The sequence below is a fragment of the Lentzea aerocolonigenes genome, from assembly GCF_000955955.1.
In the GTDB taxonomy this organism is placed as follows: Bacteria; Actinomycetota; Actinomycetes; order Mycobacteriales; family Pseudonocardiaceae; genus Lentzea; species Lentzea aerocolonigenes_A.
The window spans coordinates 17,203-42,858 of record NZ_JYJG01000114.1 but is presented as its reverse complement, the minus strand read 5'-3'; the positions used below and the strand labels follow the sequence as shown (position 1 = coordinate 42,858).

The 25,656-nt window shown below is 70.5% G+C and carries 25 protein-coding genes and 1 pseudogene; 9 read left to right on the top strand and 17 right to left on the bottom strand.

From position 1 onward, the window contains the following. The gene (gene rph, locus UK23_RS17710) at positions 1-2,424 is read left to right on the top strand and encodes a rifamycin-inactivating phosphotransferase (RefSeq protein ID WP_045312650.1); all 2,424 of its coding nucleotides are present in this window, start codon (positions 1-3) and stop codon (positions 2,422-2,424) included. Here rph and UK23_RS17705 read toward each other — a convergent pair. Further along, positions 2,400-2,573, bottom strand: a complete 174-nt coding sequence (locus UK23_RS17705; protein ID WP_156213191.1) for a hypothetical protein — start codon at positions 2,571-2,573, stop codon at positions 2,400-2,402. The two genes, rph and UK23_RS17705, sit on opposite strands and share 25 nt — an antisense overlap. 68 nt (positions 2,574-2,641) lie before the next feature. Between UK23_RS17705 and UK23_RS54610 the strand changes: the two genes are divergently transcribed. Beyond that, entirely contained in the window at positions 2,642-2,767 is a 126-nt protein-coding gene (locus tag UK23_RS54610) for a hypothetical protein (RefSeq protein WP_269112286.1), read from the top strand. On the opposite strand, the gene UK23_RS17700 is transcribed toward UK23_RS54610, so the two are convergent. The 3 genes from UK23_RS17700 to UK23_RS17690 all read right to left on the bottom strand — a co-directional run bounded on the left by UK23_RS17700 (position 2,764) and on the right by UK23_RS17690 (position 4,331). Further along, entirely contained in the window at positions 2,764-3,180 is a 417-nt protein-coding gene (locus UK23_RS17700) for a nucleoside deaminase (protein WP_045312648.1), read from the bottom strand. The two genes, UK23_RS54610 and UK23_RS17700, sit on opposite strands and share 4 nt — an antisense overlap. Beyond that, positions 3,177-4,004, bottom strand: coding sequence for an LLM class flavin-dependent oxidoreductase (locus UK23_RS17695; protein ID WP_045312647.1), 828 nt, complete (start codon positions 4,002-4,004; stop codon positions 3,177-3,179). Before UK23_RS17695 ends, UK23_RS17700 begins: the two co-directional genes overlap by 4 nt. Before the next feature lie 141 nt (positions 4,005-4,145). Next, a complete protein-coding gene (locus tag UK23_RS17690) occupies positions 4,146-4,331 on the bottom strand; it encodes a response regulator transcription factor (protein ID WP_045312646.1) in 186 nt (61 codons plus the stop codon). Between the two features lie 153 nt (positions 4,332-4,484). Here UK23_RS17690 and UK23_RS17685 point away from each other — a divergent pair, with 153 nt between their 5' ends. The 4 genes and pseudogenes from UK23_RS17685 to UK23_RS17670 all read left to right on the top strand — a co-directional run bounded on the left by UK23_RS17685 (position 4,485) and on the right by UK23_RS17670 (position 9,503). Next, entirely contained in the window at positions 4,485-7,442 is a 2,958-nt protein-coding gene (locus tag UK23_RS17685) for an ATP-binding protein (protein WP_045312645.1), read from the top strand. A gap of 25 nt (positions 7,443-7,467) precedes the next feature. Next, positions 7,468-7,836, top strand: coding sequence for a hypothetical protein (locus UK23_RS17680; RefSeq protein ID WP_045312644.1), 369 nt, complete (start codon positions 7,468-7,470; stop codon positions 7,834-7,836). Next, positions 7,833-8,111 (top strand): hypothetical protein, encoded by a 279-nt coding sequence (locus UK23_RS17675; RefSeq protein ID WP_045312643.1) that lies wholly within the window; start codon positions 7,833-7,835, stop codon positions 8,109-8,111. The genes UK23_RS17680 and UK23_RS17675 overlap by 4 nt, the downstream gene beginning before the upstream one ends. Then, positions 8,111-9,503: pseudogene (locus UK23_RS17670) on the top strand (amidase). The gene UK23_RS17675 and the pseudogene UK23_RS17670 overlap by 1 nt, the downstream one beginning before the upstream one ends. Here UK23_RS17670 and UK23_RS17665 read toward each other — a convergent pair. Both UK23_RS17665 and UK23_RS17660 read right to left on the bottom strand, forming a co-directional pair. Further along, positions 9,476-10,111 (bottom strand): nucleotidyltransferase domain-containing protein, encoded by a 636-nt coding sequence (locus tag UK23_RS17665; RefSeq protein ID WP_045312669.1) that lies wholly within the window; start codon positions 10,109-10,111, stop codon positions 9,476-9,478. The pseudogene UK23_RS17670 and the gene UK23_RS17665 overlap by 28 nt on opposite strands. Before the next feature lie 25 nt (positions 10,112-10,136). Beyond that, a complete protein-coding gene (locus UK23_RS17660) occupies positions 10,137-10,685 on the bottom strand; it encodes a M15 family metallopeptidase (protein WP_231114542.1) in 549 nt (182 codons plus the stop codon). Between the two features lie 100 nt (positions 10,686-10,785). On the opposite strand from UK23_RS17660, the gene UK23_RS17655 reads away from it, so the two are divergent. After that, positions 10,786-11,583: a lipoyl protein ligase domain-containing protein gene (locus UK23_RS17655; protein WP_052684765.1), complete on the top strand. Its 798-nt coding sequence runs from the start codon at positions 10,786-10,788 to the stop codon at positions 11,581-11,583. 2 nt (positions 11,584-11,585) lie between these two features. Here the strand turns inward: UK23_RS17655 and UK23_RS17650 are convergent, their stop codons facing one another. The 7 genes from UK23_RS17650 to UK23_RS17620 all read right to left on the bottom strand — a co-directional run bounded on the left by UK23_RS17650 (position 11,586) and on the right by UK23_RS17620 (position 16,991). Continuing rightward, positions 11,586-12,758, bottom strand: a complete 1,173-nt coding sequence (locus UK23_RS17650; RefSeq protein ID WP_045312666.1) for a glycosyltransferase — start codon at positions 12,756-12,758, stop codon at positions 11,586-11,588. Further along, positions 12,755-13,633, bottom strand: coding sequence for a DUF3152 domain-containing protein (locus tag UK23_RS17645; RefSeq protein WP_082114741.1), 879 nt, complete (start codon positions 13,631-13,633; stop codon positions 12,755-12,757). The genes UK23_RS17650 and UK23_RS17645 overlap by 4 nt, the downstream gene beginning before the upstream one ends. Before the next feature lie 14 nt (positions 13,634-13,647). Beyond that, positions 13,648-14,358 carry a hypothetical protein gene (locus UK23_RS17640; protein WP_045312642.1) on the bottom strand — a complete coding sequence of 237 codons (711 nt, stop codon included), beginning with the start codon at positions 14,356-14,358 and terminating at the stop codon, positions 13,648-13,650. After that, positions 14,355-14,966, bottom strand: coding sequence for a hypothetical protein (locus UK23_RS17635; RefSeq protein ID WP_052684762.1), 612 nt, complete (start codon positions 14,964-14,966; stop codon positions 14,355-14,357). The genes UK23_RS17640 and UK23_RS17635 overlap by 4 nt, the downstream gene beginning before the upstream one ends. Before the next feature lie 196 nt (positions 14,967-15,162). Then, positions 15,163-15,693, bottom strand: a complete 531-nt coding sequence (locus tag UK23_RS17630; RefSeq protein ID WP_156213189.1) for a hypothetical protein — start codon at positions 15,691-15,693, stop codon at positions 15,163-15,165. Positions 15,694-15,773: 80 nt separating this feature from the next. Then, positions 15,774-16,163, bottom strand: a complete 390-nt coding sequence (locus UK23_RS17625) for a hypothetical protein (RefSeq protein ID WP_045312640.1) — start codon at positions 16,161-16,163, stop codon at positions 15,774-15,776. 3 nt (positions 16,164-16,166) lie between these two features. Next, a complete protein-coding gene (locus UK23_RS17620; RefSeq protein ID WP_045312639.1) occupies positions 16,167-16,991 on the bottom strand; it encodes a GH25 family lysozyme in 825 nt (274 codons plus the stop codon). Between the two features lie 218 nt (positions 16,992-17,209). Between UK23_RS17620 and UK23_RS17615 the strand changes: the two genes are divergently transcribed. After that, positions 17,210-19,540: a penicillin-binding protein gene (locus UK23_RS17615; protein ID WP_052684761.1), complete on the top strand. Its 2,331-nt coding sequence runs from the start codon at positions 17,210-17,212 to the stop codon at positions 19,538-19,540. A gap of 4 nt (positions 19,541-19,544) precedes the next feature. On the opposite strand, the gene UK23_RS17610 is transcribed toward UK23_RS17615, so the two are convergent. After that, the gene (locus UK23_RS17610) at positions 19,545-20,567 is read right to left on the bottom strand and encodes an LLM class flavin-dependent oxidoreductase (RefSeq protein ID WP_045312638.1); all 1,023 of its coding nucleotides are present in this window, start codon (positions 20,565-20,567) and stop codon (positions 19,545-19,547) included. A 37-nt stretch (positions 20,568-20,604) separates the two neighbouring features. Beyond that, entirely contained in the window at positions 20,605-21,798 is a 1,194-nt protein-coding gene (locus UK23_RS17605; RefSeq protein ID WP_045312662.1) for a PucR family transcriptional regulator, read from the bottom strand. A gap of 81 nt (positions 21,799-21,879) precedes the next feature. On the opposite strand from UK23_RS17605, the gene UK23_RS17600 reads away from it, so the two are divergent. Further along, complete coding sequence (locus UK23_RS17600) at positions 21,880-23,349, top strand: flavin-containing monooxygenase (RefSeq protein WP_045312637.1); 1,470 nt, start codon at positions 21,880-21,882, stop codon at positions 23,347-23,349. 21 nt (positions 23,350-23,370) lie between these two features. On the opposite strand, the gene UK23_RS17595 is transcribed toward UK23_RS17600, so the two are convergent. Together UK23_RS17595 and UK23_RS17590 are read right to left on the bottom strand one after the other, a co-directional pair. Next, a complete protein-coding gene (locus tag UK23_RS17595) occupies positions 23,371-23,556 on the bottom strand; it encodes a hypothetical protein (protein WP_045312636.1) in 186 nt (61 codons plus the stop codon). A gap of 61 nt (positions 23,557-23,617) precedes the next feature. After that, entirely contained in the window at positions 23,618-25,654 is a 2,037-nt protein-coding gene (locus UK23_RS17590; RefSeq protein WP_045312635.1) for a phosphocholine-specific phospholipase C, read from the bottom strand. Positions 25,655-25,656: the final 2 nt, after the last annotated feature.

Genomic DNA, 25,656 nt, shown 5'->3' with positions numbered 1-25,656 from the left:
ATGGGGATCTATGTGCTGGACCTGCACGACATCGATCAGACTCAGATCGCGACCGCCGGCGGCAAAGGAGCGAATCTCGGCGAACTGACCCGGATCGACGGCATCAGCGTGCCCGCGGGGTTCGTGGTGACGACCGAGGCGTTCTCGCACGTGGTGCGGGACGCGCTCGACGAGCAGCTGGAACCGGCCGAGCTGCGGAAGATCATCGAGGGGATCGCCATTCCGGACGAGGTGGCCGCGGAGATCACCTCGGCGCTCGGTGAGGGCCTGTACGCGGTCCGGTCGAGTGCCACCGCCGAGGACCTGCCCGGTGCGTCGTTCGCCGGTCAGCAGGACTCGTACCTGAACGTCGAGGCGGGGGCAGTCCTGCGGCACGTCAGCCTGTGCTGGGCCTCGCTCTTCACCGACCGCGCGGTCGCGTACCGGCAGCACAACGGGTTCGACCAGCAGGCGGTGACCATGGCCGTCGTGGTGCAGGAGATGGTCGCCCCGCAGGCAGCCGGTGTGCTGTTCACCGCCGACCCCGTCACGTCGAACCGGAAGATCGCCCGCGTGGAGGCGGTTCCGGGGCTCGGCGAGGCGTTCGTGTCCGGCCTGGTGAACGCCGACAGCTACCAGGTGCGCGACGGCGAGATCATCGACCGTGCGGTCGCCGCCGGCGTGATGACGGACGCGCAGGTCGTGGAGCTGGTGCGGCTGGGGCGGCGGATCGAGGAGCACTTCGGGCGCCCGCAGGACATCGAGTGGTGCCTGGCGGACGGCGGGTTCCAAATCGTCCAGAGCCGGCCGATCACGACCCTGTTCCCCGTTCCGGAGGTCGCTGACCAGGACAATCACGTCTACGTCTCCGTCGGCCACCAGCAGATGATGACCGACGCGATGACGCCGCTCGGCCTGTCCGTGTGGCAGCTGACGACCCCTCGGCCGATGGCGGAGGCGGGTGGCCGGTTGTTCGTCGACATCACCCCGGTGCTGTCCGTCACGACGAGCCGCAACGCGTTCCTGGACATGGCCGGGAAGTCCGATCCGCTGATGGGCGACGCCCTGCAGACGGTTCTCTCCCGCGAGGGCTTCGTCGCGTTGTCCGACGACGACGGTCCCGGACTGCCGATCCCCGGCTCCGAACCGGCCACGATCGAGACCGATCCCGCCATCGTCACCGAGCTGATCGAGCAGAACGAGGACTCGGTCGCCGCGTTGAAGCTCGCGATCCGGGAGAAGTCCGGGTCCGAGCTGCTCGACTTCATCCTCGAGGACTTCCAGGAGCTGCGGCGGCTGTTGTTCCACCCGCGCAGCAGCCAGGCGATCATGGCTGGGATGCAGTCGACGTGGTGGCTGAACGGCCACCTGCAGGAGTGGCTGGGCGAGAAGAACGCGGCCGACGTGCTCACGCAGTCCGTCCCGCACAACGTCACCTCGGAGATGGGGCTGGCGTTGCTCGACGTCGCGGACGCGATCCGGCCGCATCCCGAGCTGGTCGAGCTGCTGGAGAACGCCACGGACGAGTCCTTTGTGGACGAGATTCCCGCGCTCCGGGCGTACCTGGACAAGTACGGGATGCGCTGTGTCGGCGAGATCGACATCACCCGGCCGCGGTGGGCCGAGCAGCCGAGCGCGCTGGTGCCGGTGCTGCTCACCAACGTCCGGAACTTCGAGCAGGGCGCGGGCAAGCAGCGCTTCGAGGAAGGACTCCGGCAGGCCGCGGCCAAGGAGCGGGAGGTGCTGGAGCGCCTGCGCGCGTTGCCGGACGGCGAGGAGAAGGCGGACGAGACCCGGCGGATGATCGAGCGCGTCCGGACGTTCACCGGCTACCGCGAGTACCCGAAGTACGGCATGGTCAGCCGCTACTTCGTCTACAAGCAGGCACTTCTCGAAGAAGCGGGTCGCCTGGCGCGGGCCGGTGTCCTCGATGAGCGCGAGGACATCTACTTCCTGCGGTTCCAGGAGATCCAGGAAGTCGTGCGCACGCAGAAGGCCGATGCGGAGCTGATCAGGCAGCGCAGGGACGCGTTCCGGTCGTACCAGGCACTCACGCCGCCTCGGGTGCTCACGTCGGACGGTGAGGCCATCTCGGGCTCGTACCGGCGCGACGACCTGCCTGCTGGTGCGATCGTCGGGCTGCCCGTGTCCGCAGGGGTCGTCGAAGGCCGCGCACGGGTCGTGCTCGACGTGGCGGACGCGGACCTCGAACCGGGCGACATCCTGGTCACGGCGTACACGGACCCGAGCTGGTCGCCGCTGTTCGTCGCGATCGCCGGCCTGGTCACGGAGGTCGGCGGCGTGATGACGCACGGCGCGGTGATCGCCCGCGAGTACGGGCTGCCCGCGGTCGTCGGGGTCGACGGCGCCACACGGCTGATCCAGGACGGGCAGCGGATCCGCGTGCACGGCACCGACGGTTACATCGAGGTCGTCACCGACTGATCGGCCCTGAGCTCGCGGACGGCCGGCGAGTGCCTGGCCGCGGTGGTGGTGACGTGGACCAGCCTGCGGGTGGGCCGGTCAGGTCCGAGGTCGACGACCTGCTCGGCTCCTCCAGCCGCACCGCACAACCTGGCCGAGGTGATGTTCAAGACCCTCGCGTGGAGGGCTTCCTGGTCCGCGAGCACCTGGACGCGCGCCCGCGGTTCGAAAGCTTCTGGTGCCGCACATCCAGAACGGCTCGGTGACCGTTGACGAGACCGTTGTGGACGGTTTCGCCAACGTCGTCCCGGCGTTCCTGGGCGTGCTGCGCGGCAACACGGGCAAGATGCTCGTGCGGCTCTAGGGGTAGTAGCCCTCCACCGGCACCTTCGCCTCGTCGTAGAGGTGCGGTCCGTCCGCGGGCACGTCGGTGAACCCGCCCGTGGTCTTCAGCCCGTTGAGCTGACGGGTCGCGAGCGCGAACACCACCTGCCCGATCCCCGACCGCGCCAACGCTCCACCGCACATCCCGCACGGCTCGCAGCTCGTGTACATCGTGGTGCCGGCGGCGGTGTCCGCGTCGAGGTTCCGCGCGGCCCACCTCGCCAGCTTGAGCTCGGGGTGGGCCGTGATGTCGTCGTCGGTCAGGCAGGAGTTGCGCTCCTCGGCGAGCACGGCTCCGTCCGGCCCGACCAGCAACGACCCGAACGGCGGGTTGCCGCTCTCCCGCGCCTCGCCCGCCAGCTCGATCGCCCGCCGCAGGTGTGCCTCGTTCACCGGAACTCCTTCCGCACCGCGGCGAGGGCGTGCCAGGCGACTTCCGGATGCCGCGTCTCCTCCGGATCGCCTACGAACGGGTCGAGCACCACGGCGTGAGCACCGTCGGTCTGCAGCTGCCGCAGGTCCGCGACGACCTGCTCGATCGTGCCCTCACCCAGCCTGCGTTCCTCGATGGGCTCATCGGTGAGCCTCAGCATGATGCGCGGCGCCAGCAGCGGCAGCTCCCGGTTCTCCTCGGCGGCGCGGACCTTCAAGCGCTGCAACGACTCCCGCCACGCTTCGGGCGTCTGCCGCAACGGGTGCCAGGCGTCGCCGAGCCGGGCCACGCGGCGCAGGGCTCCGTCGCTGTGCCCGCCGACCCAGATCGGGATGTGCCCGGCGCGGTAACCCTCGTCCTGCCACGCCTCGCGCACGGTCGTGATCAGCTCGTCGGTCAGCTTTCCCCTGCGCTCGAACGGAACCCCGAGCTTGTCGAACTCCTGCCGCGCCCACCCGACCCCGAGGCCGAGCACGAACCGCCCGCCGCTGAGGTCGCTGAGGTTCGCCGCCGTCCGCGCCACCAGCAGCGGATGCCGGTACGCCGCGATCAGCACGGTGGTGCCGAGGGTGACCCGCTCGGTGACCCCGGCGAGCCACGCCAGCGTGGTGAACGGCTCGTAGAACGGCGCCGGGTACTGCTCGGCCACGTCCGGCGTCACCACCACGTGGTCCGACATCATCAGCAGGTCGAGCCCCAGGCCCTCGACCGTGCGCGCCCAGTCGCGCAGCACGGCGGGGTTCGTGCCGGGGCCGAAGTTCGGGACGTTCACGCCGATCAGCACGCCCCCAGGCTATGTCGCCGAGCCCGCGAACGTGTCCAACTGGCGCGGGCCGGCTCTGCTCCCCCGTGGCAGAGCCGGCCCGTCTGATCGGCCCCCAGGTCTCCGACCCGCGTCAAGCTTCGCGGGGCGCCGGGTGCGCCGCTATTGGCGGTTCCGCCAGAACGCCACCGCCGCGCCCACCCTGGACGCGACGCCGAGCTTGTGGATGATCTGGCTGACGTGGGCGCGAACGGTGCGTTCGCTGATCCCCAGCCTGGTCGCGATCTGGCGGTCTGTCCGGTCCTCGGCGAGCTCTCGCAGGACTTCGTACTCACGCGGACTGAGCATGCGCGCAATCTCCTTCGCACGGCGAAGAAGGAGCGCCTGGACCTCCACGGCCGAGCGGGGAGGCGGACCTCTCCCGGTCACCGAAGCAGGAGCAGACGACCCTGTGGTCGTTTCCAGTGTGTCACGCGGTCGCCGCGGGCGGACACTGTCGAGGTGCTCCCGTTCACCGGCAGAGACGCGTTGCTCGGCGAGATCAGCGCCGCGGCCGACCGCGCGCGGGCCGGGCGGGGTGGGCTCGTGCTGCTCACCGGCGCGGCGGGAGCCGGCAAGACGCGACTGGCCGCGGAAGCCGTGGCGCGGTTGGACGGCGTGCGGGTCGTGTGGGCGTGGTGCCCGCCGGGTGACGACCGTGAGGCGTTCGCGCCGTGGTCGTTGGTCGTGCGGGAGCTCGTGGCCCAGGACGCGGACGGGCTTGCCGGACGCTCGCCCGCGATCCAGGGACTCATCGGCGGGCGCACCGCACAGCCGGCGCTCGCGTCCGATCCCGAGGGCGCGCGCATAAGACTGACCGGTGAGGTCGCGCAGCTGCTGCGCGCCTGTGCTGAGACAGCCCCTGTGGTCGTGGTGCTGGACGACCTCCATGCGGCCGATCCCTCGACTGTGCGGTTGTTGCTCGACCTCACGGCTACGGCACGCACGAGCCGTCTGATGTTCCTCGGCACGTGCCGTGAGCATCAGCTGACGGCCTCGCTGCTCAGCGCGGCAGTCTGTTTGCCGGTCGGGCCGCTGTCCCACCAGGACGTCGAGGTGCTCCTGGCAGCGGCACACGGCCGGCCACCCGCTGCCGATGACGTGCGGGCCTTGCTCGACCGGACGGGCGGGGACGCGTTCCTGGTGACCGAGCTGCTCAGGGCCGGGCCGGGTGTGCCCGCCTCGGTGCGGGCGGCGGTCGAGGCCAGGATCGCGTCGCTGCCCTCGCCCCGCGTCGTGGGAGCGGCGGCGGTCCTGGGTACGAGAGTGCGGCTCGACGTGCTCGCCGAGCTCGTGGACGTCGGGCTGGGAGAGCTCCGGCCGCTGTTCGACGCAGCTGCCGGTTTGCTGGTCACCGCCGGGCCTGGCGAGGTGCGCTTCCTGCACGAGTTGCTCCGTGACGCGGTTTACGACGCGTTGCCGTCCGCTGAGCGGGTGGCGTTGCACGTGCGGGCGGGCGAGGTGCTGGCGCGGTTCGCTGAACGCGGGCGTGCGGCCGGGTCCGCCGAGGTCGCCCACCACCTGATGCTCGCCGGGCCCGAGCACGCCGAGGAAGCCGGTGCGTTCGCGCGGCGGGCCGGCGACGAGGCGGCCGCGATGCGGGCCTATGACGACGCCCTGCGGTGGTACGACCGGGCAGCGCAAGCCACCGGCAGCGACGCGGAACTTCTCGTCGCGCAAGGGAATGCGCGACTCGGCAGCGGTGATCGGGTGGGCGCGCGGGCGGACTTCCTGGCTGCCGCGCGGAAGGCGGGTGACCGGGGTGACCTGCTGGCGCGCGCGGCGCTCGGACTCGGCGGTATGGAGGTCGACCTCCTGGACCGCGAGCAGATCGACCTGCTGGTCAAGGCGAGAGAGGCGTTGCCCGGCGAGGAGAGCGCCCTCCGAGCTGTGGTGGTCGCGCGGTTGTCGGTGGCGACCACGTTGATCGAGTCCGACGAGCACCGGATCGCGCTCACCGACGAAGCGCTCGAGCTCGCGCACCGCAGCGGTGACGAAGCCGCGCTCGCACAGGTGCTCGCGGCGCGCTGTGACGCGTTGTCCGGGCCCGAGCACGTCGCCGACCGGCTCGGCTGGGCCACGCGGATCGTCAGCATCGCGCAGCGACTTCCTGACCTCGGGCTGGAGCTGCTCGGGCGGCGGTTGCGGCAGGTGGCGCTGCTGGAGAGCGGTGCGGTCCCGGCCGCCGACGCCGAGGTGCTCGCCTTCGAGGCGGCCGCTCGCCCGCTGGGCAGTCCCCTGCACGACTGGTACGTGCCGCTGTGGCGCGGGATGCGGGCGCTCGCGGAGGGGCGGTTCGACGACTGCGCGGAGCACCTCGCGGTCGTCGAGGAGATCGGGCAGGGCCGGGGCAACGCCGCCATGCTCGCCACCACGCAGCGGTGGTTCCTGCTCAGCGACACCCGTGACGCGACCGGCATGGCGGAGATGATCGCCGAGGCCCACCTGGAGCTGGTTCCTGGCGTGTGGCCGTCGGTCACGCTGGCGCTCGTCGCCACGCAACTCGGCCACCTCGACGAGGCGCGCGACAGGTTGTCCGCCGTGGCCGGACGGCTGGCCGACGCGCCCCGGGACTCCGAGTGGCTGCCGATGCTCTCGCAGGTCGCCGAGACCGTCGCCGTGATCGGCGAACACCCCGTGTCCCGCGTCGTGTACGACTGGATGCTGCCGTTCGCCGGCCTGTACGTGGTGGAGGGCATCGGCGCGGCGCTGCGAGGACCCGTCAGCTGGTACCTGTCGTTGCTGGCCAAGGCGTTCGGGGACGATGATCTTGCGCGTACCCACGCCGCCACGGCGTTGGAGGCCGCTCGCCGCGCCTGCCTGAACGTCCTGGTCAAGCGCATCGAAAGCGATCACGAACCGGCGACGGGCGAGCACGTGTTCGCCGAGGACGGTGAGATCTGGGTGCTGCGGTACGCGGGCCAGGAAGCGCGGCTCACGACGAGCAAGGGCATGCGGGACCTCGCCACGTTGCTGGAGCGTCCCGGCAGTCCGGTGAGCGCGGCGGACCTGATGGGCGCGGTGTCCGCTGGTGATCTCGGTGACGTGCTCGACGCCACCGCACGGTCGGCCTACCAGCGGAGGTTGCACGAGCTCACAGCCGAAGCCGACGAGGCGGACGCGGACGGCGACGCCGAGCGATCCGCCCGGCTGGCCGTCGAACGCGACGCGCTGGTGCAGCAGCTGACCTCCGCCTACGGGCTCGGCGGACGTGTGCGGAAAGCCGGTTCCGCGTCGGAACGAGCCCGCACCGCCGTGACCGCACGGATCCGCGCGACGATCGACCGCATCGCGCGCGCCCACCCCGAGCTCGGACGCCACCTGCGCGCCTCGGTGCGCACCGGAACCGTGTGCGTCTACGAGCCCGAAACACCACGTCGGTGGACGACCTCACATCGTGCGATGGGATCTCACGCCTGAAGGGTGTCTCTGGAAGGAGCACCCCATGCCACGCACGACCAAGGCCGAAGCGCCCGTGTCCCTCGACGAGGAAGTCATCGAGGGCCGTTACGTCGAGCTCGGCGGCTACACCGTCGGCTTCGAGACCCACAAGGCCGACCTCGACCCCGCCCCGCTGTTCAAGGGCCTGCCCGACGACCGCTGCCAGTGCCCGCACTGGGGCGTCGTGGTGAGCGGCAAGGTCATCTTCCGCTACGCCGGCCACGACGAGGTCTACCAGCAGGGCGACGTCTACTACGGCGCGCCCGGCCACGTCCCGCTGATCTTCGACGGCACCGAGCTGATCGAGTTCAGCCCCACCGACGCGCTGAACGCCACCATGGCGGTCGTCGGCGCGAACATGGAAGCCAGGTGATCACCGTGTTCCTCAGCGTCTACCACTTCGACGGCGACCCCGCCGCGCTGTTGCCGGGCTACGACCGGATGTTCGCCGGCCTGCAGCCCGACGGTGTGCACGCGTGCGTCGTGCGCGAGGACGGCATCAGCGTCTACGACGGCTGCCCCACCCGTGCGGAGTTCGAGGCGTTCAGCACCGGTGAGGCGTTCCGCACGGCGCTCGCGACGGCCGGGCTGCCCTCGCCTCGGATCGAGGCGCTCGGCGAGGTCCACGAACCCGCAATGGCGACGTGATGACCGCCCTGTCCACCGAGCTCGCCACGCTCGACGCCACGGCGCAGGCAGACCTCGTGCGCCGTGGCGAGGTGGGCCCGGCCGAGCTGGTCACGGCCGCGATCGACCGGATCGAGTCGCTGAACCCGTCGTTGAACGCGGTGATCACGCCGATGTACGACGCGCCGCCCGCCTCGGACGGACCGTTCACCGGGGTTCCCTTCCTGCTCAAGGACCTCGTCGTCGAGGTGGCCGGAGTGCCGTTCAGCGAAGGCTCGGTCTTCCTGCGGGACAACGTGTCCACTCAGGACTCCGAGCTCGTCACCCGGCTGCGCCGAGCCGGTCTCGTGCTCATCGGCAAGACCAGCACGCCCGAGTTCGGCATGGTCCCGACGTGTGAGCCCGCGCTGCGCGGCGCGACCCGCAATCCTTGGGACACCACACGTTCGACGAGCGGATCGTCGGGCGGCTCGGCCGCCGCCGTCGCGTCCGGGATGGTCCCGATGGCGCACGGCAACGACCTCGGCGGCTCACTGCGGTTCCCCGCTTCGGCGTGCGGGCTGTTCGGGTTGAAGCCGACCCGGGCCCGCAACCCGCTCGGCCCGGAGTACGGCGACGCGATCGGTGGCTGGGCCGTCGAGCACGCCCTCACCCGTTCCGTGCGGGACAGCGCAGCACTGCTCGACGCCACCAGCGGCCCCGCACCCGGCGACCCGTACCCCGCTCCCCCGCGCGCCCGACCGTTCCTCGACGAGGTCGGCGCCGACCCGGGACGACTGCGGATCGCACGGATCACTCGGCCACCCCGACTGCCTGGCCGCCCTCGACGACGCGGTCGCGCTGTGCACGGACCTCGGCCACGAGCTCGTCGAAGCGGACCTGCCCGGCCTCACTCCTGAAGTCGGTGACGCGATCGGCACGGTGTTCGGCGCCGCGACCACCTGGATCGTCGACTACTGGGTCCGCAGAACCGGCCGCACGCCGGCCGACGACGAGCTCGAACCGATCACCAGGGCCTACTGGGAGGCGGGGCGAGCCGTCAGCGCCGGGAAGTACCTGCTCGCGATCACCGACCTGCAGGCGTTCAGCCGCACGGTCGCGGGATTCCTGGGCCCCTGCGACCTCTGGCTCACCCCGACGATGTCCAGCCCTCCCCCGCCGCTCGGCGAGATCACGGGCCTCGACCACGGCGCGTCCACCGTCGCCTACCCCGCCGTCGTCGCCAACATCACCGGCAGCCCGGCGATGTCCGTACCGCTGTGGTGGAACGCTGCGGGACTGCCGATCGGGGTGCACTTCCTCGGCCGCTTCGGTGACGAGGCAACGCTGTTCCGCCTTGCCGCGCAGCTCGAAGCCGCTCGCTCGTGGCATCACCGGTGGCCGGGTCAGCCGAGCACCGCCAGCCACGGATGACCGGGATGAACGCGCTTCAGCCACCCGGCGAGCGCCGTACGCCGATCCCGCCCGAGCAGGGGCAGCACCCCGTCGAAGTCCTGCTGGTCCTTCGGCCGCACCGCCTTCGCCTTGAACAGCAGCACCAGCTCCGGCACCAGGAAGGGGATGCCCGTCGCGGTCCGCTCGATGATCACGTCGTACGGCAGTCGCAGGTTCTCGTCCCGCCGGCAGATCCACGTGCCGCCGTCGTGCGGTTCGCGGAACACGTCGACCAGGTACCGGCCACTCGTCAGGTCGCGCACCCACGTCTGGTGCGCGGCCGCCAGTACCTCCGGCTCCGCGTCGAACCAGATCCGGCCCAACCCGGCCACGTCGAAGGCGTGTCCGGCCAGGCGGTCGCGGATCTCCGCGAAGCCCGCCAGCGGCACCGCGATCTCCAGATCGCCGTGCGGGCGCGACTGCCCGCCGCGGAACAGGTCCAGCGCCCATCCCGCGGCGACGTACCAGGGCGTTCGCACGCCCTCCAGTCGTTCGGCGACTTCTTCCGGCCGCCACGCATGAGCCCAGCGCGCCTCCAGTTCCTCCTCGTCGAGCACGACGCCACCGGCAGGCAGAGAGTCCGTCACCACCGCATGATCCCCCAGCCGGACGTCAGCCCGACTCGCTGACCGGCTGCGGGCACTGGCCGCCGGGCGTGGTCAGCAGCTCGAAGTGCCACATCTCGTTGGCGTACTTCTGGCACAACCCGTAGTCCGCACCGTGCTGGATCAGCCAGTCGTCGGCGTTGGTCGGGCCGATGTCGATCGCCTTGCCCGTGACGTGGTTCGACTTGTCCGGAGGCTGCACCCACTTCCGCGCCTCCTTCTCGCTCGCGTACCGGGTGACGGCCTCGTCGAACAGCCGCTGCTGGTACTCCTTGCTGCGCCAGCCCGACGTCACCCGCAGCTCCACCCCACGCGCCCGAGCGTCCACGGCGGCCTTCCGCATCGCCGCGAGCAGCGCCGGGTCGAGGTTCGCGATGGCGGCGTGCTCGTCGTCGTCCAACGAGATGCTGCCGTTCTCCGGGATGCTGCCGTCGCCCTGGACACGCACCGAAGTGCTCGTCGGACCGGGCACGGGAGCGGGTGCCGGCGAGGGCGCTGTCGAGCACGCCGTTGTCGCGAGGACGAGCATTGCGAGGATTCCACGGATCGCTGCCACGGGATCGACCCTGCCGAACCCATGTCCCCGGCCGGCCAGCGGAATGTGCGCGTTCTGCAACGAGATGTCGACAGCGGTGGTTACAAGTAAGAATCACGGCGTGAAGAACCTCGACCGGCTGCTGGTGTCCGGAAGCACCACGTCCGCCGTGACCGATCTGGTGATCCCGGCACTGCTGTTGCGCTCGACCCACGCGACGTGGACCGAGCTGGTCCACATCTACGTGCCGCAGAGCCCCACCGTCGCGTTCAGCGCACGAGACGTGCGCTCACCCGGCATCACCAAGGCCACCGAGATCGCCAGGGCCGCCGGGTTCGAGACGGTCGTGCGGTCACCCGGCGGGCGGATGGTCGCCTACGACAGCGGTGCCGTCGTCATCGACCACCTCGACCGCACCACCGGCATCCGGCACGCGGGCAGCGCGACCTTCGCCGCCAACGCCGAGAGCCACGCGCGTGTCCTGCGTGGACTCGGTGACGTCGACGCCCGCGTCGGCGAGGTCGACGGCGAGTACTGCCCCGGCGAATACAGCATCAACGTCGGCGGTACCGCGAAGGTCGTGGGCTCGGCGCAGCGCGTGACGTCGACCGGCTCGCTGTTCAGCACGGTCGTCCAGGTCACCGTCTCGGACCGGGTGCGCGCGGTGATCGCGGACGTGTCGGACGCACTCGGCTACGACCTGCGCCGAAGCTCCATCGCCGGGCTCGCCGACCACGCGCCCGCACTGACCGCCGGCGAGGTGGCCGAGGCGTTCCTGAACGACTACCGCGTCCGGCTCGGCCTGACCGACGGACCGTTGCCCAGCGAGGTGGTCACGCACGCTTCGACCGTCACGCCGCGCGAGTGGCCCTTCCACGTCGACGACTGGTCACGGGCGAACCCCGTGCCGGGCGCCTGACCTCAGCCGGCCTCCGGGCATTCGCTCAACGGGACGGCCGCCACGTCGCGGTAGGCCCGCACCATGTCGGACACCACCCGGTCCCAGGCGTAGCGGACGCTGGTGCGGTCCTGGCCGGCGGCGGCCAGCTCCTGGCGCCGGGTGTCGTCGCCCAGCAGCGTGCGCAGCGCCCGCGCCAGCAGTGCGGGTTTGCGCGGCGGCACGTGCAGGCCCGTCACCTCGTGCACCACGGACTCGGTGAGGCCGCCGACCGACGACGCCACCACCGGCACGCCGCACGCCATCGCTTCGAGCGGCACGACGCCGAACGACTCGTGCCGCTGAGGGCACGCCACGACGTCCGCGGACCGCAGGAGTGCGGGCATGCCCGAGTGCGGCACGCGGCCGAGGAACAGGACACGGTCCGCGACTCCCTGCTGCACCGCCAGCGCGTGCAGGCGCCGGAACTCCGCGTTGCCGGGCAGCGACGATCGGCCCGGACCGCCGGCCACCACCAGCTCGGTCCAGGTCACCACGGCGAGGGCGCAGATCAGGTCGTCGAGGCCGTCGTGCGGGGCGAGGCCCGACACCGCGAGGACGCGCGGCATCCCGTTGCGCGGCGCGCTCGGGCCGTTCAGCGTGAACATCCGGGTGTCCACGCCCCAGGGGACGACCGAGATCGCCGAGCGGCGCACGCCGAGGCGGGCGAGCGAGTTCGCCTCGTGGCCGGACGTGGCGATCACGGCCGCCGCCTCACGTCCGACGAGCCGCTCGATTCCCGCGGACTCGCCGCCCTCGAGCCCGTGGTAGCTCTGCACGATCGGGATTCCGGTGCGCCGGGCGCCGAGCACCGCCGCCAGGCCGGACGTCCAGTGGTGCGCGTGGATGACGTCCGGTGCCTCCGCTGCCCACCGCGCTGTCAGGAACCGCGCGAACTCCCCGAGGTGCGGGACGACGTCGTCCTGGCCGAGCTCGTGCGCGGGACCGGCCGGCGCGTGCACGACCTCGAACCCGCGGTCGATCCGCACCTGGCCGGGCGTCCGCCGGTCCGTCCGTCGCGTGTGGACGGTCACCTCGTGTCCCTGCCGCACCAGCGCTTCCGACAGTTCGGCGACGTGCAGGCGCTCGCCCACCGCGTCCGGGTCGCGCCGCGCGGTGAGCGGGTTCTCCCGCACCGAGATCATCGCGATCTTCACCTGGTCACCTCCGGGTGGGGCCACGGGTTCGCGACGCACGTCCTGCCGTCCTTGGGGACGGTCAGGCCCTGCGGCCTCGCGGCGGTGATCTCGGCGAGCTGGTCGTTCGACACGGAGAAAGTCTGCTGCATCATCACGGGCGCGGGGGCGCCGTCGGCGGGGCAGGGCTCGTGGCCGTGCCCGAGGAAGTGCCCGATCTCGTGGTTGATCAGGTAGCTCCGGTAACCCTCCAGGTCGCCGGCGAACGACTCGGCGCCGCGAAACCACCGCGGCGCGCTCACGTACACGACGCCGCCGACGTAGCAGGAAGTGTCGTACGGCAGGTCGTACCCGCAGGTCGCCCGCGCCGTCTCCGTTGCGGTGAGGCGGATCCGCACGTCCGGCTGCGCCACGTCCACGCGGCGGAAGGCCACGTCACCGGACGCGGTCCAGCCCCGCGGGTCTGCCAGAGCCCGGTCCACGGCCGCGGCGAACGGGTGCTGCGCCTGCGGTGGCACGGCGCCCTGTTCGACCTCGACGGAGTAGGTGCGCACCCGGCCGGAGCCGACCTGCGTGCTCGTGCCCGCGACCGTGCGCCACCAGCCCTCGCCCTGCGACGGCACCGGTTGCCCTGGCGGGAGCTCCGGCCCCGGCCGAGGCGCGGCCTGGCCGACCACGGCGGCCGGTGTCCCGGCATTCGACGACGGCGGCTGCGACGACGGCTGCGACGACGGTGAAGGCGATGTCCGCACCGAAATGCTCGCCACCACCGGTGGCACCTGCGCGACGTTCTGCGGGAGCGGCGGCGCGGGATCCGGCCAGCTCTTGAGCAAGCCGATCGTCACCCCGGCCAGCATCGCGGCGAAGACGTACACGACGATTCTGCCGATGCTCATCTGAGATCCCCCTGTCACGAACAGCTGAACAGCACCGGGCAACGCGCTTGGCGCAACGCCGCCCCTGCCGCCGGTTGAAGACCTTCGGCCGCAGCGCCTTCCCGCCCGGACACCACGATCAGGTCACTCGGGAACAGCCGCACCTCCTCACCCACGGACCTGGTCTCGCGCACCAGTTCGACGATCACGCCGGGACAGGCCGCGTGCACGAGATCGGCGGTGGCGTCGAGCGAACCGGCGGCACCGTTGTACGGACGCGTCAGCACCCGCAGGCGAGTTACCTGCCGCACCCGGCAGAACGTGATCGCCCGCCGCAACACACCTTCGCCCCCAACGGGATCGAGGACAGCGGTCACGACCCCGTGGCAACCGGCGATCGCGGCGGGGGTGCCGCCCAGCACCACGACATCGCGGCGGTCACGGCCCGCGAGTGGTGGCGCGATCACGGCACAGGACCGGGAGATGACCACCAGTCCGCCTTCCCAGCGACCCGGCGGGCCGTCGTGGTGTTCGAAGTGGACGGACAGGTCCGGGTGCTCCGCCAGCAGGGCCGCGACGTCGGCGTGCGCGGGATCGTTCTCCCCCGCCGCGCGCACGACGAGGCCGACGCGGAGCGCATCCGCACACGCGGCCGCCCATCGGACGCCGACGACGCCGCAGTCGCGGAGGCCGACCAGCACGCACGTGGCGGTGACGGCCGCGGACCGCTGCGCGACGGCGGTCATCGCGTCACGCTCGACTCGTCGGCGACGGTCCCGACCGGCGCGGGTTCGCCTTGCCTGGGCAACGGCATGCTCGGTGCGGCCGCGCCCTCGGCGTACCAGTGCTCCAGCAACCGTTGCCGCTCAGCCAGATCAGCCTGCACGAGGCGGAACTGCTCCAGCGCCTCGCCGACGATCTCCCTGGCGCGCCGGTTCGCCTCGGTCAGCCGGCGCTGGGTCTCCTGTTCGGTCTCGTCGAGCAGGCGGGCCTGGCGGACGGCGGTCTCCTCCGCCTGCCGCACCGCCTGTTCCGCCCGTGCGCGGGCGTCGGCTTCGATCTCCTCCGCCTTGCGCCTCGCCACGTGCAGCAGATACCGCACACACCCGGACACTGCGTTGTCCTTGCTATGTCCCGCGTGGATCATCCGGTACTCGCCGAGCTCCGAGCGCGCTTCCTCCAGGTGGCGGGTCAGGTCCTCGGCGGTGGCGAGGGCGGCGTCTCGATCCGCGCAGGCGCCGGCGAGCACACCTTCCAGCCTGGCGAACTCGTCGTCGACCTGGTCCCGGTCGTAGCCGAGCCATCGCGTGCGGAAGGCTTTGGGTCCCTCGTTCAGGAGGTCGTCGATGGCCATTGCCCTGTCCTTTCCTGAACATGGGCGGTAGTTCCGTCGAGGTGCTGATACCCGAGCGCCGACCTGGCAGTCATTCTTAACGAGGTAAGCACTCTCTCTAGTGAATTCCTCACGGAGCGTCATCGGCCCGGCGGAAATGCCCAGACAGACGCGTAGCGCGCCGGTGTTCACCGACGCGCTACGCCACGTGCCCGGATCAGCTCGGCCTGGTCCGCAGGAAGCCGATGTACGCCTCGGCCGCGGCACGGGCCCTGTCCCTCAGCGCCACCGGATCCGTCGCGGCCGCGGCCTTGAGCCCTTCACAGCTCGAGGCGAGCGCCTCGGGCCCCAGCGCGGTCATCGCCATGTCCGGCAGCTCGCTCTTCATGCACCGGGTCGCGCGCCCCACTGCGTCCGGACTGCAGTAGTCCTGCGGCGAGTAGCACTTCTCGACCACACCGTCGAGGGCGGGCTTCGCGCGCTTGTAGATCAGTTCGAGCCCGCCGAGCCCGGAGACGGCACCGGGAAGCACGACGTCCTTGAGCTGTTGCACGTCCCGCTGATCTGTCCCGGGGTGCAGCCCGGTGCCGCAGACGCGCGACATGAACTCCTCACGCGTGATTTTCGTCAGCGTGCCGACGGTGTCGCTGAGGTTCCCGTAGCACGCGATCGCGTTCGCGGCCGCGGGAGCGACCACCAGCGGGATTGCGGCGCACAATGCGGCGAGCGCGGTCGTCCTGGTTTTCACGTGTTCCTCCTCGGAATCCAGCCGATCGGTCAGTCGCTGGTACCCGCGCACGAACACGAAAAGAACATTTCCCGCCGGGTTCAACCGAATCGAGTGACGGTGAATTGGTGCTCGACTTCGGCAGCGAGCACCAATGGTGCGAGGCTGCGGACTCGGGCCAGGAACAGGTGGCTGCCTTCAGCCGGTGCGAAATTGTCGAGGGTCAGCCGGTCTCCGTCGCGGTGCGTGGCGATTCGGGTGTCGTCGACGAGAACCTCCACCCGATCCAGGACGGTGCGGTCACCGACCGTCAGGCTGATGTCCGGCACGGCGGCGGCCGTCAGCACCGTGCCGTCGCCGAGACCGTGCACGACCAGACCGGTCCGCTCGATGTGCACCACGGAACCCACCACGACGGTCGACGCCACGGCGAACACCACGGCGAGGTAGACGAGCAGGACGAGCTCCGACCTGCGGACGGGGGCGGGCACCGGTCATCCCGACGCCAGTGCGGCGAGCCGGTCCGCGCCACCGTTGAACACGTTCTGGTCGATCGGCGACGAGGTGTACTGCCAGATCGTGTGGAACGGCCAGCGGTAGGGCATCGGGCCGACCGAGGGCGCGTACCTGGCGAGCCACAACGCGTTGGTGGAGCTGAAGTCACCCGTGCGGCCCGTGCACCTGTCCCACCACAACACCGACGTGTAGATCACCGGCGACGTGTAGATCACCGGCCAGCGCTTGGTGAGCGCGTGGTAGGTGTCGCTGAAGCTGCGGATCCAGCCCACCATCGCGCCGTGGCCGAGGCCGTAGCAGGTGTCGCCGCCGTACGGGTTGTACTCGATGTCGAGCGTTCCCGGCAGCGTCCTGCCGTCCCGCGACCAGCCTCCGCCGTTCTGCACGAAGAACCTCGCCTGCGACGCGCCGTCGGAGCGGTTGGGCAGGGCGAAGTGGTAGGAGCCCCTGGTCATGCCGGCGGCCGCGGAACCGGTGTACTGCCCGGTGAAGTTCGGGTTGCGGTAGCCGGTTCCCTCGGTGGCCTTGACGTAGGCGAACCGCTTGCCCGAACGCCACCAGTGCCCCCAGTCGACGGCGCCCTGGTGACTGCTGACGTCGATGCCGTGCACACTGCCCACACCGAGCTCGGCCGCCGTCAGCGGCATCTCGCCGGCACCTTCGTGCTTGGCGATCTGCGAGCCCGCGGCGTGGTCCTCCGAACCTTCCTCGGTGTGCCCGGTCTCCGGACTCAGAATTCCCACGACCAACGCGATCGCGGCGGCGCGAATGACGAGCTGGCCAGCACGTGGTTGCGACAGCATTGGTTTTCCTCCCCGCACGTGAATGGTTCTGCTGGCCAGCTACCCGTGCGCGGAAGCGAAAAACCGCACGTGGATTTGTTGACACCAGTGAGTGAGCGAATCCGTGTCCTGACACTCGCGGTGACGAATTCCGGCGTTCGGTTCATTCGATTTGGGAGCCTGATCGCTGTGGTGCCGGGTAACCGTCGGAGGCCGCATTCAGTGAGGGGAGCCCGATCGTGGACCGCAAGAGGATCGCGACCTGTGCCGGCAAGCTCGCCGGCTGCTGCCTGCTCGCCGGGATGCTGCTCGCCGGGCTGCTTCTCCCCGCCACCATGACGCTGGGAGCGTTGTCCAACAAGATCAGCGACCAGGTCGGGTCGACCCTGGCCCTCATGCTGACCACGGACCCGCCGCTGATGACGACGGTGACGGACAAGGACGGCAACCCGATCGCGCACCTGTACGACCAGTACCGGGTGCGGACGCCGCCGGACAGGATCTCCCCGCACATGAAGACGGCGTTGCTGGCGGTCGAGGACCGCCGGTTCTACGATCACCACGGCGTCGACTGGCTCGCGACCCTGCGTGCCGCGGTCCGCAACAACTCCAGCGGCTCGGTGCAGCAGGGCGCGTCCACGCTCACCCAGCAGTACGTGAAGAACTACCTCGTGCACGTGCTCGCCCGCACGAACAAGGACGCCCAACGCGCGGCCCAGGAACAGAGCGTCACCCGCAAGCTCCGCGAGGCGCGCATCGCGGTGGGGCTGGAAACCGCGCTGAGCAAGGACGAGATCCTCGCGCGGTATCTCGACCTGGTCCCGTTCGGTTCGACGATCTTCGGTGTCGGCGCGGCCGCACAGGCGTACTTCGACACGACGCCGGACAAGCTGACGGTCACCCAGGCCGCGACGCTCGCGGGCATGGTGAACAGCCCGACGGCCCTGGACCCGGAGGCACGGCCGGACAAGGCGCTGGAACGCAGGAACCTCGTGATCGACGCGATGGTGGCGGGTGAGAAGCTGCCGAAGGACGAGGCCGACCGCCACAAGGCCGAGCCGCTCGGTCTCAGCGAACCCGTCCGCCCACTGCAGACGGGGTGCGTCGGAGCGGGAACCTCGTACGGGTTCTTCTGCTCGTTCCTCCTGAACCACCTGACCGAGGCCGGGTTCAGCCTCGAGGAGCTGAAGATCGGCGGCTACCGGGTCGAGACCACCCTGGACCCGAAGATCACCGAGATGGCCAAGCAGTCGGTCGAGGCGCAGGCGCCGAAGACGACCCCCGGCGTGGCGAACACCATGGCGGTCGTGCGGCCGGGCAAGGACGCGCACGAGGTCGTCGCGCTGGTGGCCAACCGCGACTACGGCCTGAAGAAGGAGCAGTTCCAGACCCAGTTCGACCTGCCGAGCGGAGTGGAGAACAAGTTCGGCACCGGTTCGGTGTACAAGGTCTTCACGGCGGCTGCCGCGCTGCAGAAGGGAATCGGCATCGACACGATCGTCGCCGCTCCCAACACCTACACCTCGAAGGTGTTCAAGGGCGGCGCCACGTCCTGCCCGGCCACCGGCGAACCGAACACCCACTGGTACTGCCTCGCCAACCACAACGACCGCTATCCACCGCAGATGCCGCTGCACCAGGCACTCGCGACCTCCCCCAACACGGCATTCGTCATCCTGGAGGAGAAGGCGGGCCTCGACGCGGTGGTGGACATGGCCTCCCGGCTCGGCATGCGCAGGACGATGGCCGCGAACATCGCCGGGACGACGCCGGATCCCAAGGCGGACAAGGAGCTCCGCGTCTCCCAGGCCCAGTACTACACGGCCGGCCGCAACGCCTCGTTCACCCTCGGGCCGGCGCCGTCGAGCACCCTCGAGCTCGCCAACGTCGCCGCGACGATCATCAGCGGCGGCACGTGGTGCGAACCCACCCCGATCCGGCGGGTCCTCGACCGCGACGGCAAGCCGGTGGAGCTGAAACGGCCGCCGTGCGAGCAGGCCGTGCCGGAACCGCTGGCCAACGCGCTCGCGGTCGGCCTGAGCGAGGACAGCAAGGGCATGGGCACCGCGGCCCTCACCGCGCGCAAGGCCGGGTGGAAGCGCCCGATGCTGGGCAAGACCGGCACGACCGAGGAGTACAAGTCCGCCGCGTACCTCGGCGCCACCCCCGACTACGCCGGCGCCGTGCAGGTGTTCAACGACAGCACCTCACCGAGGGGCATCTGCGTCGGAGCGGGACCGCCGCGCCTGTGCGCCGAGGGCAACATCTACGGCGGCACCGTGCCCGCCGCGACCTGGTTCGACACGATGGTGAAGGTGCACGCGGACCTGCCGGAGAAGCCCCTGCCCGAGGTCGAGGACCGCTACCGGCACGGCGACGCCCAGGTGAAGGTCCCCGACGTGGTGGGGTCGGAGGTCACCAGGGCGTCGGCCGTGCTGCGCGACGCGGGCTACCAGGTCACGACCGTGGAGGTCAGCTCACCGCAGCCACCCGGCGCCGTGGTCGCGCAGTCGCCGCGCGGTGTCGCGCAGCGCGGCACACCCGTGACGCTCTCGGTGAGCAGCGGTTGACGGGTCAGCGCCAGCCGAGGGCCGGGGCCACGTGCGTGAGGATGTTGTCGAGCACGTGCACGTTGTAGTCCACACCGAGCTGGTTCGGCACGGTCAACAACACCGTGTCGGCCTCGGCGATCGCCTCGTCCCCGGCCAGCTGCTCGACCAGCACGTCCGGCTCGGCGGCGTACGACCGGCCGAAGATCGCCTGCTGCGGGCCGTCGATGAAGCCGACCTGGTCCCTGCTCTCACCGTCGCCGCCGAAGTACGCGTCGTCGAGGTCGTTGGTGATCGCGAAGATGCTGCGCGACACCGAGACGCGCGGCTCGCGCTCCCAGCCGGCCTCCGTCCAGGCCTTGCGGAACGCCCGGATCTGCTCGGCCTGCTGGACGTGGAACGGCGCGCCGCCCTCGTCGAACTTCAGCGTCGAGCTCATCAGGTTCATGCCCTGCTCGGCGGCCCAGGCTGCGGTGCCGTTCGACCCTGCACCCCACCAGATGCGGTCGCGCAGGCCCGGCGCGTGCGGTTCGAGGCGCAGCAGCCCTGGCGGGTTCGGGAACATCGGGCGCGGGTTCGGGCGGGCGAAACCCTCGCCCTCCAGCACCTTCAGGAACACCTCCGCGTGCTTGCGGGCCATGTCGGCCTCGGTCTCGCCCTCCGAGGGGCCGTAGCCGAAGTAGCGCCAGCCGTCGACGACCTGCTCCGGCGATCCCCTGGAGATGCCGAGCTGCAGCCTGCCGCCCGCGATGAGGTCGGCCGAGCCGGCGTCCTCGACCATGTACATCGGGTTCTCGTAACGCATGTCGATCACGCCGGTGCCGATCTCGATGCGCTCGGTCTTCGCGCCGATCGCGGCCAGCAACGGGAACGGCGACGCGAGCTGCTGGGCGAAGTGGTGCACGCGGAAGTACGCGCCGTCCGCGCCCAGCTCCTCGGCCGCGACGGCCAGGTCTATCGACTGCAGCAACGTGTCCGACGCGGACCGCGTCTGGGAGTGTGCGCTGTCCGACCAATGCCCGAAGGACAGAAAACCGATCTTCTTCACGATATCCGGAACGCATGCAAAGGCATGGAAATTCCGGTCACCACCGATGCACTTCCAGCGCGACACCGACGTGCACCAGGTTGTGCTCCAGCGGCCGTGGCAGCAGCTTCTCCGCACGGGCCAGGCGGCGCAGCAGCGTGTTGCGGTGCACGTAGAGCGCTGCCGCTGCCTCAGTCGCGTTGCACTGAGCCGCGATGAACGCACGCAACGCCTCGACCGCTTCGGAGTCGCCGGTGAGAGCCCCGAGGGTGCGGCGGACGAACCGGTCGGCTCGCTCGGCGTCCGTGGTGAGCAGCGCGACCAGCTCGACCTCCTCGTGCGTCGCGAGCTGTTGCGGTGACGCCAGCCGGGCGAGCATCCGCTGGACCGTCACGGCATCGAGATGGCTGCGCCGGAACCCGTCCGCGTCCAGGGCGCTCGACCCCAGCGCCACCCGCACGGCCGGGAAACGGGCGACGCCCGCGCGGAGCACGTCCAGGTCCGGCGAGCCGTGCACCCACACCCACCTGGTGGCGGCGCTGGCCAGGACGGTCAGTGGACGGGAGTCCCCTGCGGCGGAAGCGAGCACGTCGGCCACCCGGTCCAGGTCGCCCAGCGCGTCGTCGCTCCACACGATCGCGGCCGTGTGCTCGCCGGAGAGCCGGTAGCCGAGGCGTTGTTCGGCACGAGCGGTGGTGATCGGCGCGCCGTCGAGCAGCAGCGTCACGGTCTCCAGGCGCTCCGCGTGCGTGCCGCGGGTGAGCTGCTCGCGTTCACGGGTCATCTGCACCGATATCGCGGCCACGGTGTCGTCGACGAACGCCGAGATCGACCGGCACGACACGTCGGTCAGCTCGCGCAGCTCGTCGGGATCGGACGTCAGCGAGAACACGATCCGCATCCACAACCGCAGTGCGACCCCCTGCCCGGTGCGGTAGGCGTCGAGCGCCGACTCGTCGAGTCCGCGGCGGATCAGGTCGCGCGCGAACGCCAGCGGCGCCTCGCCCAGGTCCGCGGGCACGCGCTCTCCCGGTGCCCGGACGTTGGCCGACGCCCAGCCGAGCAGGTTCGAGCGGTTCGTGCGCTTCAACGCGGCGGCGAGCACCGGATCCTCGGCGACCTGGCGGCGGTTCTCCCCGGCCAGCGTCGCCGTGTCCAGCTCGGCCAGCCACTCGGCGGGCGGATCGAGTGCGATCTCCGCGCCACGCCGGATCAGCTCGCGCACCCGCCGCGACGGACGCTCCCACGACATGGTGCACATTGCACCACAAGCCGGGTGAACAGGTGCAGTTCGTGCTTTCGTGACCGGCGTCACCCCGGCCACTATGAGTACATGGCTGACCTCGACGTCCTCATCGTCGGCGCGGGTATCTCGGGCCTCGGCGCCGCGTACTACCTGCAGCGCGAACACCCGCAGAAGAAGTACGCGATCCTCGAGGCGCGCGGGGCCATCGGCGGCACGTGGGACCTGTTCCGCTACCCCGGCATCCGGTCGGACTCGGACCTGCACACGTTCGGGTACGAGTTCAAGCCGTGGCGCGACGAGGACTCGATCGCGGGCGCGGGCAAGATCCTGGCCTACCTGAAGGAAACGGCCTCGGAGCACGGCATCGACCAGGCCGTGCGGTTCAACTCCAAGGTGATCGCCGCGTCCTGGTCGTCGGAGCACGCGCACTGGACCGTCGAGGTCGAGAAGAACGGCGAACGCGAGACGCTGACCTGCTCGTGGCTGTTCTGCGCGGGCGGCTACTACCGCTACGACGAGGGCTACACGCCGAAGTTCGAGGGCAGGGAACGCTTCGGCGGGCAGATCGTGCACCCGCAGCACTGGCCGGAGGGCCTCGACTACGCGGGCAAGCGGGTGCTCGTCATCGGATCAGGCGCCACGGCGGTGACGATCGTGCCGGCCATGGCTCCCGCGGCCGGCCACGTGACCATGCTGCAGCGCACTCCGACCTACGTGCTGCCGTTGCCTGCCCAGGATCCGATCCGCAACCTGCTGCGCAAGGTGCTCAGCGAGGAACGGGCGTTCGCGCTCACCCGGCGCAAGAACATCCTGCAGCAGCAACTGACCTGGCGGTTCTCGCAGCGTTTCCCGCAGGCGGCGCGACGGTTGATCCGGCGGTTCAACGCCAAGCTGCTGCCCGAGGGCTATCCGGTCGACGAGCACTTCAACCCGCCGTACAACCCGTGGGACCAAAGGCTTTGCGTCGTGCCGGACGGTGACCTGTTCAAGGCCATCAGCCGCGGCAAGGCGTCCGTGGTGACGGACCGGATCACGACGTTCACCGAGACCGGGGTGCAGCTCGCGTCCGGCCGCACGATCGACGCCGACATCGTGGTCACCGCGACCGGGCTCAACGTGCAGGCGTTCGGCGGGATGTCCCTGACCGTCGACGGCTCGCCGGTGAACCTGCCGGACACCTTGGCGTACAAGGGAATGATGCTGTCCGGCGTGCCGAACTTCGCCTACGCCATCGGGTACACGAACTCGTCGTGGACGCTGAAGGTCGGCCTGCTGTGCGAGCACTTCTGCCGGCTGCTCGCCCACATGGACGCGCACGGCTACGACACCGCGCGGCCGGTGGTGGCCGATCCTGGCGCGCCGACCCGCCCGTTCCTGGACTTCGGGGCGGGCTACCTGCAGCGCGTCGTGGACCAGCTGCCACGACAGGGCGAGCGGGCACCGTGGCTCACGTCGATGAGCTACTTCAGCGACGTGAAGCTGTTGCGCCGCTTGCCCGTCGTGGACAGCGAGCTGCGGTTCTCGCGCAGCCGGGCGGTCACGCCCGTCATCAGCTGAGCACGCGCTCCCGAACCCAGGTCACCAGGGCGTCCAGCTCTCGCCGCAGGGTGCCCAGATCGGCGAGACCACGCCGGTCCCCCTCACTGCCACCCCGGTCCTGGTGTTCTCGTACCGCATCTTGAGCAACGGCACCGGGGCGCGGCGCGGGTCGGCGAATCGCAGGTCGTGGCGCACCCGCACGTACGCCTCGTCGAAGGTCTCCACACCGGAGAACTCGATCTCACGGGAAGAAGACCTGGCAGGTGCCCTGACGGCACCGGTCCGGTCACGCCGTCCGGATCGCCGGGTCGCTGACGCCGGGAGCGCCGGTCTCCACGTGACCTGCGAACCTGCGCAGGTAACCGGAGTCCTCAGTGGACACCACCGAGATGTCGTACCAGCGCTTCGACTTCGTCAGCTCGATGACGCGCGTGATGGTCCGGCCGGGCTGCACCGTCACGTTGATCGAGCCGCCGTACGCGTTCGTGACCTCGAGGTGCCTCGTCGCGGTGGCCGCGTTCGTGAACCGCAGCACCAGGTTGCAGCCCGAATGCCGCGCGGTCACCTCAGCGGCGGCCGCGCTGCCCTTGAACTCGCGCAGGAACCCGTTGGGGCCGTGGACGGTCAGGTCGTAGGCACCCAGCGAGTACGCCGTGTTCCAGGTGTCGGAGAGCTGCTTGCCCGCCGCGGTCGTGTAGGTCCAAGGGCCGTCACCCCGGTTCTGCGCCGTGATGTAGAACTGCGCGCCCGCCTTGGTGCCGCCGGTGAAGCTGAGCGTGATCTTGCCGCCGTTCACCGAGGCGTCGACGACCGGCTCGTACGGCAGCGGCCTGGTCCGGCGCGATCCGCGTTCCTGCACCGGCATCGACCCGGCCAGCGGCGGCACCGGCACGTAGTCGGGGTGCCGGTCGCGGTCCGGCGGCGCGTAACCGGTGGTGTCGGGCAGCGCTGGCGACTTGGTGTTCTTGGCGGTGAAGTCGAACGCCGACGTCAGGTCGCCGCAGATCGCGCGCCGCCACGGCGAGATGTTCGGCTCGTGCACGCCGAACCGCGTTTCCAGGAACCGGATGATCGACGTGTGGTCGAACACCTCCGAGCACGTGTAGCCGCCGGTGCTCCACGGCGACACCACGAGCATCGGCACCCGCTGCCCCAGCCCGTACGTGCCCGCCACATAGCCGCCACCACCGGGGTGCAGCTCATCCTTCACGTCCACACTGGACAGTCCTTGTGCCGCGGACGACGGCGGGTACGGCGGCACGACGTGGTCGAAGAAGCCGTCGTTCTCGTCGTAGGTGATGAACAGCGCGGTCTTGGCCCACACGGCCGGATTGGACGTCAGCGCGTCGAGGACCTTCGCGATGTACCAGGCGCCGTAGTTCGCGGGCCAGTTCGGGTGCTCGGTGTACGCCTCGGGCGCCGCGATCCACGAGACCCGCGGCAGCCGGTTGTTCTCGACATCCGCCGCCAGCACGTCGAACAACGTGCCGCCCGCCTTGATGTTCGTGCCGGTGCGCGCCTTCTCGTACAGCGCGTCGCCCGGCTTGGCGTTGCGGTAGTTGTTGAAGTACAGCAACGAGTTGTCGCCGTAGTTGCCGCGGTAGGCGTCGTTGATCCAGCCCCAGCCGCCCTTCGCGTCGAGCCCGTCACCGGCGTCCTGGTAGATCTTCCACGAGACGCCGGCCTTCTCCAGCCGCTCGGGATACGTGCTCCAGCCGTAGCCCTTCTCGTCGTTGCCCAGTACCGGCCCGCCACCAGTGCCGTCGTTGCCGGTGAAGCCCGTCCACATGTAGTACCGGTTCGGGTCCGTCGCCCCGATGAACGAGCAGTGGTACGCGTCGCAGATCGTGAACGCGTCGGCGAGCGCGTAGTGGAACGGGATGTCGCGGCGGTTCAGGTACGCCATGGTGGTCGCGGTCTTCGCGGGCACCCACCTGTCGTACTTGCCGCCGTTGAACGCGAGGTGGCCACCGTTCCAGTCGTGGTCGAGGTCCTGCAGGAACTGCATGCCCAGGTCGTCGGCCGCGGGGTGGAACGGCAGCACGTCCGTGACGCCGTTGGACTGGTGCCACACGGACTTGCCGCTCGGCAGCGTCACCGGCCGCGGATCACCGAACCCGCGCACGCCCCGCAGCGAGCCGAAGTAGTGGTCGAACGACCGGTTCTCCTGCATCAGCACGACGACGTGCTCGACGTCCTCGATGGTGCCGGTCCGGGAGGCGGGCGCGATCTCGGCGGCCCGCGCGATGCTCCCCGACAGCGCGGTGAGAGCCGTCGTCGCGGCGCTGAGTTTCAGAAATTGACGGCGGTCGACACCGGACATGG